6 protein-coding genes and 1 pseudogene are annotated in these 6,400 nt (G+C 36.0%); 4 read left to right on the forward strand and 3 right to left on the reverse strand.

Features of this window, described 5'->3' with window-relative positions; all coding sequences use genetic code 11:
• Window positions 1-126 precede the first annotated feature (126 nt).
• The 3 genes from rsuA (at window position 127) to BM135_RS11510 (ending at window position 3,111) form a co-directional block, all read left to right on the forward strand.
• Window positions 127-834, forward strand: a complete 708-nt coding sequence (gene rsuA, locus BM135_RS11500) for a 16S rRNA pseudouridine(516) synthase RsuA (protein WP_092519859.1) — start codon at window positions 127-129, stop codon at window positions 832-834.
• Between the two features lie 33 nt (window positions 835-867).
• A complete protein-coding gene (locus BM135_RS11505) occupies window positions 868-2,058 on the forward strand; it encodes a Bcr/CflA family multidrug efflux MFS transporter (protein ID WP_092519860.1) in 1,191 nt (396 codons plus the stop codon).
• Between the two features lie 708 nt (window positions 2,059-2,766).
• A complete protein-coding gene (locus tag BM135_RS11510) occupies window positions 2,767-3,111 on the forward strand; it encodes a YejG family protein (RefSeq protein ID WP_092519861.1) in 345 nt (114 codons plus the stop codon).
• A gap of 97 nt (window positions 3,112-3,208) precedes the next feature.
• Here BM135_RS11510 and mepS read toward each other — a convergent pair whose 3' ends face one another.
• Window positions 3,209-3,796, reverse strand: coding sequence for a bifunctional murein DD-endopeptidase/murein LD-carboxypeptidase (gene mepS / locus BM135_RS11515; RefSeq protein WP_092519862.1), 588 nt, complete (start codon window positions 3,794-3,796; stop codon window positions 3,209-3,211).
• Window positions 3,797-4,143: 347 nt separating this feature from the next.
• Window positions 4,144-4,848, reverse strand: coding sequence for a phosphatase PAP2 family protein (locus BM135_RS11520; RefSeq protein WP_092519863.1), 705 nt, complete (start codon window positions 4,846-4,848; stop codon window positions 4,144-4,146).
• 470 nt (window positions 4,849-5,318) lie between these two features.
• Between BM135_RS11520 and BM135_RS11525 the strand changes: the two genes are divergently transcribed.
• Window positions 5,319-5,642, forward strand: coding sequence for a type 1 fimbrial protein (locus BM135_RS11525; RefSeq protein WP_245737387.1), 324 nt, complete (start codon window positions 5,319-5,321; stop codon window positions 5,640-5,642).
• Between the two features lie 332 nt (window positions 5,643-5,974).
• On the opposite strand, the pseudogene BM135_RS11530 reads toward BM135_RS11525, so the two are convergent.
• A pseudogene (locus tag BM135_RS11530) lies at window positions 5,975-6,400 on the reverse strand (transposase); the annotation flags it as partial.

Raw genomic sequence — 6,400 nt, forward strand, 5'->3', positions numbered from 1 at the left:
AGTTACTGTCGTGATGATTTTTCTATAAATTATCTATTTAACTTTGTATCCTAGTCATGGCCTTGAAGTTGTTCGCGATATCAAGGACATGTTCATATTTATTTATTTTGTCAGGTATTTCTATTCATGCGATTGGATAAATTTTTATCACAACAATTAGGTATTAGCCGCAACTATGTGGGGCGAGAGTTGCGGGCAGGGTTAGTTACTGTCGATGACGAAATCATCAAAACAGGCGCCTATAAATTAAAATTCGATCAGCAAGTTGCCTATGATGGTTCGATATTGCAACAATTAAATGGTCCGCGTTATTTCATGTTGAATAAACCTCAGGGATATGTGTGTTCGACAGATGATCCGTCAAACCCAACAATTTTGTATTTTATTGATGAGCCTGTTGCCCATAAATTACATTCAGCAGGACGTTTGGATATCGATACTACAGGATTGGTATTGTTGACTGATGATGGACAATGGTCACACCGTGTTACATCTCCCAAGCATCATTGTGAAAAAACCTATCTTATTACATTGGAACACCCAATTACTGAGGATACCGAGCAAAAATTTCTGGCAGGAGTGCAGCTAAATGGGGAGAAGACACTGACAAAACCCGCACAACTGGAGATTATTGAGCCTCAACTTGTTCGTTTGACCATCAGTGAAGGGCGTTACCATCAAGTAAAACGGATGTTTGCCGCAGTAGAGAATCATGTTGTAGCGCTTCATCGGGAGCGAATTGGCGAAATTTATCTCGATCCTGAATTGGAACAAGGAGAATATCGAGCGCTGACTGATAGTGAAATCAACAGCATACAAACGCCAATACCATAATTTTTATTCTTCAACTGATTTAGGAGTTACTGCGTGCAACAACAGCGTTCGTCCTATTTGGGATTTGTGTTGATCCTTGGTTTGCTTTCTATGTTAATGCCATTGGCAATTGATATGTATTTGCCGGGCATGCCAACGATCGCTAAAGATTTTGGTGTCAATGATGGTCTGGTACAGATGACACTGAGTAGCTATATTTTGGGTTTTGCCATTGGCCAAATGGTTTATGGGCCAATGTCGGATAGTTTGGGACGAAAACCAGTCATTTTGGGCGGTATTATTGTTTTTGTCATCTCTTCTATTGCATGTGCTTTAGCACAAGATATTGATACTTTCATCTCCATGCGTTTCTTGCATGGATTTTCTGCTGCGGCTGCCAGTGTTGTAATCAATGCGCTTATGCGTGATAAATTCACAAAAGAGGAGTTTTCCCGCAGTATGTCTTTTGTGACATTGGTGATGATCATTGCACCTTTATTGGCTCCCATGTTAGGTGGATTGTTGATGGTATGGTTCAATTGGCATGCTATTTTCTGGTCTATTACTATTGTGGCGGTGATTGTGACAGCTCTGGTTGCTTTCTTTATCGAAGAAACGTTGCCTAAAGAAAAAAGGCAGCGATTTCACTTAAAAACGACTTTGAAGCAGTTTGTTATGCTGTTCCGGCAACGCCAAGTGCTATGTTATATCTTAGCCAGCGGTTTTTCCTTTGCTGGAATGTTCTCTTTTCTTAGTGTTGGCGCATTTGTTTACATTAAGTTAAACGGTGTGTCTGAGCAGCATTTTGGTTACTATTTTGGACTGAATATTATTTTTCTGTTCATTATGGCAACCATTAATAGCCAGTGTGTTCGCAAATATGGCCCATTGAAAATGTTGCATATTGGTTTGTACGTTCAATTTGTCATGGGATTATGGCTACTGTTTAGCACCATGTTTGATCTGGGATTTATTTCTTTGGTTATAGGGATTGCTATTTATATCAGCGGAATTTCCATGATTACGTCTAATGCTATGGCTGTTGTATTGGACGATTATCCTCATATGTCTGGAACGGTTGCTTCATTGGCAGGAACCATCCGTTTTAGTATTGCAGCATTAGTAGGCACTATTTTGTCTTTATTGCCAGAGGAAAGCGCATGGCCAATGGTAGGTTCAATGGCAATATGCGTAATATTGGCAATGTTGCTTATTATATATGCGCGTGATAAGTCGTATAAATAGTCAGAATTATAAATAGTTAAAAACAGTAAATAACGATCAAAGAGTAATTAGGATCGTGCATCAAATGTTTTTAAAGGCCATCTGCCAGTATGGGGTGGCCTTTTGTTTTATTATCAGATGCTATTCTTTTTGTATCGAATAAAAAGACATTTGTTGAGGTTTCTTCTTGAGCCGATGTAGAGATTGAAATTAACCTCGTTTCCCAGAAGTACTTTGAGATTTTAAAGGCACTATTCATTAATCTGATAAACAGGAAATATCGAATAATCATTAAACAAATTTAATTATTTATTAATTTTATCATATCTAATCAATATTGAAATGTTGCTTTTTTGTTAATTCGCTATAATGGCTTCATGACTATGGAAGGTCTTGAGGTTGTCATTATTTAACCTATTGTAAATAAAAAGATTGTGCTTTTATCGGTACTTAGTGATGCTCGAAAAAACAAATATGTAAATAAATCTTGAATGAAAGGTTTCCATTTTGCATAAAAATAAGTTGAATTATTTACTTAAACAGTATAAATATATACAAAATGCGAGTTCGATCTCACTTTTTTAGATAGAAGACGAAGTAGGTGAGATAACGCAATTTTTATTTTAACTTTTTGTTTACTTTTTTGTTGGCGGTTATTCGGTTTTAACGAATAGATAACCTACAGCTGGTGGTTAGATGTATTAATGTTATTTCTGATAGGAATGATACGTGAATAATATTCAACTTTCGGTAGTACATAGACTGCCGCAAAGTTATCGGTGGTCATCTGGTTTCGTTGGTACAAAAGTTGAGATTTTACCAGCAGAAGAAACAGATTTAAGAAATAGCCTGATGGGGCTGAAATTATTAAGCCATGAAGGTGAAAAAGCATGGGAGATTTTGCAAGCTATAAATCAGTCTATTGCTGATATGCAAATACTAAGTGCTGTGATTGAATGGGGAGGGGAGCCATGTTTGTTTTTTGCTAAGGAAGATGAGAGCGCAGTGATATGCCGTTTAAAGACATTAGGCGCTGCAATTGCAGAAAATATAACTGCGTTGTATCCATTATAATTCTACCTATTGATCAAAAATGATAAAAAACGCTTCTATTTTAAGAAGCGTTTTTTAATGTCTACAAGGGAAAGTCTTAGTAATACAGGTGATTCAGCTATATTGAGGCTTTTATATCATCTAATAACACTCGCCTTGCACCGTAGTAACGTTTACTCCAGTAATTATCGGTCAGTTTGGAAACAATAACACCGTTGCTGGTTGAAGCGTGGACAAACTGATGATTGCCGATGTAGATACCGATATGACGCATACGAATCCCTGTCTTAAACAGTACCAAGTCGCCTGCCTGCAATTTAGAGCGATTAACGGTTTGCCCTATATTCTGCTGTTCCAATGTGGAACGTGGTAACTCCATACCAAACTGGTCATGAAAAGTACGTTGTACAAAAGCAGAGCAATCAATACCGCGCTTAGTGTTCCCACCAAACCGATAAGCGACACCTTTCCAGTCCGCGTATTGATTAAGTATCTTAGACTTAATATCTAAGCTGTTAACCAGCGTTTCAAATTCATCCTGAGATGCTTGCAGTAAATAATGTTTTTGAGAGTTTACTGCAAGCATCTCAGTTTGCTTATTACGTAGCTTGGAATCTGGTGAACTACATGCAGTCAGTACCACTGCAGCCAGAATTGCGGGTATCAGCCGCATGATATATCTCAGTATTGATTGAGACTTGACCATTATATTGATTTTCCCTTGCAGTCCTTAATGTGACTTATCGACATCATGAAAACACTAAACGTTTTAAAGCTTAGTCAGAATCTGGCGAATTAACAAATTTTCTGTCCATAAAATGTGTTAAGCAACACATTTTATTAGTAACTTTACAAAGAGTATTATTTTAATAAACAGAACGCATGGAAGACTACTGAAATCAGTAGTAAAAATCGAGAGACAAAAAAGAATTTTTTACAAAAAAATCAGACTAATAAGTAAGGGGTTAGAATGATTTGTTGTTATTTTATACTACCTTGATAAATATAGTGTGATATTGAGGAGATAATAGGTATCTCCTCAATATTATTATCTTAATTACTGCGTCTGATATGCGGTAATTTCTTGTCTAGCCATGTTGCCATAATGTCACTTAATGGGGTTAGCAAGATCCAGCTCATACCAATCAGCGTCAGGGACAAAGAGCCTACAGCAATGTCTGTGAACCAGTGAGCACCAGCCATAATACGTGGAAGGGCAAAAGTGACCATAATCAGTAAAGCAATGAAGAATGTACTGCGGGAGATATAACGTAGAATAAAGCTGCTGAAAATTAAGAGCATCAATCCGTGATCACCAGGAAAGCTGCCTTTGGATGCATCTTTTGTATGCCAACTTGTCATTTCGTTTATGCGATTCACATTTTCGAATGTCAGCGTCGGGCTTGGGCGGCTGACAGGGATCTGATGTCCTATTTGGTTAATGATAACGGCCGAAATGATCATCACTAGACCAATCATGAAAAGCCGGCGTTTGCCTGCATCCTCCTGTTTTCGAAACGCGCTATAGTACAGCAGGCCCATGCATAGAAGTGATATAACATCAAATGCCCTGACGTTCGCGATAGCTACAAATAGAGCGAATTTTGAATCTGGCAATAATTTTTCATTAAAAAAATAAAAAATAGAGGAATCAATGTGGAACCAAAAGCCGTGGTTCTCAGGTAAGTACCATGAGAGAAACAGGGCAATACCAAGGATATTGAGAATAAGTATAGCGAGTGGGTGACTACGAGTCATGGGGTACCTATTTAACACGTAAAGTGGACTTTGGTAGACAAATTAACGTAGGTGGGGACTATAACAAAATTTATAGGAAAACGTAATCATCATCGGATGTAGTGGATAAGGTATAGTTATATCAGCATATTTGTATAGTTCACTGATGAATTTTTTTGTTGTTAAATATGAAAATAATCTAATAATATCGGAAAAATAGTTAAATCCCTGCAGCAGTAACGGTAATATATATTTGGTGTAATATTGGCATCTGACTATTATTAAATAACTATAAATTGATTTTCTCATATCTTAACTTATTAGAATATTATGTTGAAATGTGGTCTGGCTTAGTAAAAAGTATTAAAGAAAGTGTTTCATTTGCCGTTATTTTTTTACATAGATAGCAGAGCGTTACACCATTATCTGGTTTTAAAATTAGCGCGGGGCTGAAATTGAAAAAAGATAATAATACCTGTAATGGAGATTGAATGCTTATGTTACGAAAAGTGACAACTTTTTTGTTTATGTCTTTATCTTATCCTGTAATGGCGAATTCTCCGTCAACCTCAAATTCTGGAACAATTTATTTCCATGGTACTATTGTCGAACCTCCATGCCAATTCAATTGGGATAAAAATTATACTAAAATGCTCTGCTGGTATAATGGTAAACAGTTTAATCAAGAAAAAACTATAGAATATCAAAAGGATAATAATTCTCCATTATCTATGCCAAAATACATCGGAAAAGAAGAAATAAAATGGATAGGGAAAAATAAAAAATTAGGTATTATTACTATAACTTATCACTAAATGCTATATGGAAGTATAGTATAATAGTTATCTTATTTTTTATCTAAATAATATAAAAGAAAATTAATAAACTTATCTGTGATTTAGTTCAAAGCAATGATTATTAATAACACGTTTGCTAATTAGTCAAAGAAAGTGGTGTTTTTATTTTTTAGTTTAAATAAATTACTTTTGATATTTATCAATAAAAGATGCCAATGCCGTATTTTTTACATGAAATAGTTATTATGGAGATGAAGGAATAAAAGATAGCTGAGTTTTAGTTAATAGAAAAACGAAAGTGAGGTGACCATGCAAAATTATCTTAAACTGTTAATTAACCCCAATTCTGTTTAAGCCGTCACTGGAATATCTTTTTCTTCTGAGTAGAAAACTTTCAGTGATGGTTTCTTCTTTTTATGACAATAAGCCATTCACCCCGTTAAAACAGTCAACAGAAATCCTTTTATACTTCGATGACGAGCATGTTCTATTTGACAAATATTTTTTAATTGCCCATTAACCGTTTCGATAATAAAACGCCTTGATCACATTATCTTATCCCAATATTCCAGCACACTCGCTTTCATATTACTCCGCTTTTTCGTGATGAAAGTGACACCGTTTTTCGCTAAATCGTCTGCCACTTCCTGACTAAGATAACCTTTGTCGCCATACAAGGAATTTTGCTAATTCCCGAACCACTTTCCTATCATCCGTATTTCCGGCCGTGATTTTGAGGGCCAGAATTTCGCCAAGATGGTTAATAATCCGGTGTA

This window comes from Xenorhabdus japonica (assembly GCF_900115195.1).
Taxonomy (GTDB): Bacteria; Pseudomonadota; Gammaproteobacteria; order Enterobacterales; family Enterobacteriaceae; genus Xenorhabdus; species Xenorhabdus japonica.

Bases quoted from the DNA above. Each gene is read 5' to 3' on its own strand.
- BM135_RS11525 (WP_245737387.1), top strand. From the start codon at position 5,319: ATGCTTATGTTACGAAAAGTGACAACTTTTTTGTTTATGTCTTTATCT.
- mepS (WP_092519862.1), bottom strand. From the start codon at position 3,796: ATGGTCAAGTCTCAATCAATACTGAGATATATCATGCGGCTGATACCC.
- BM135_RS11520 (WP_092519863.1), bottom strand. From the start codon at position 4,848: ATGACTCGTAGTCACCCACTCGCTATACTTATTCTCAATATCCTTGGT.
- rsuA (WP_092519859.1), top strand. From the start codon at position 127: ATGCGATTGGATAAATTTTTATCACAACAATTAGGTATTAGCCGCAAC.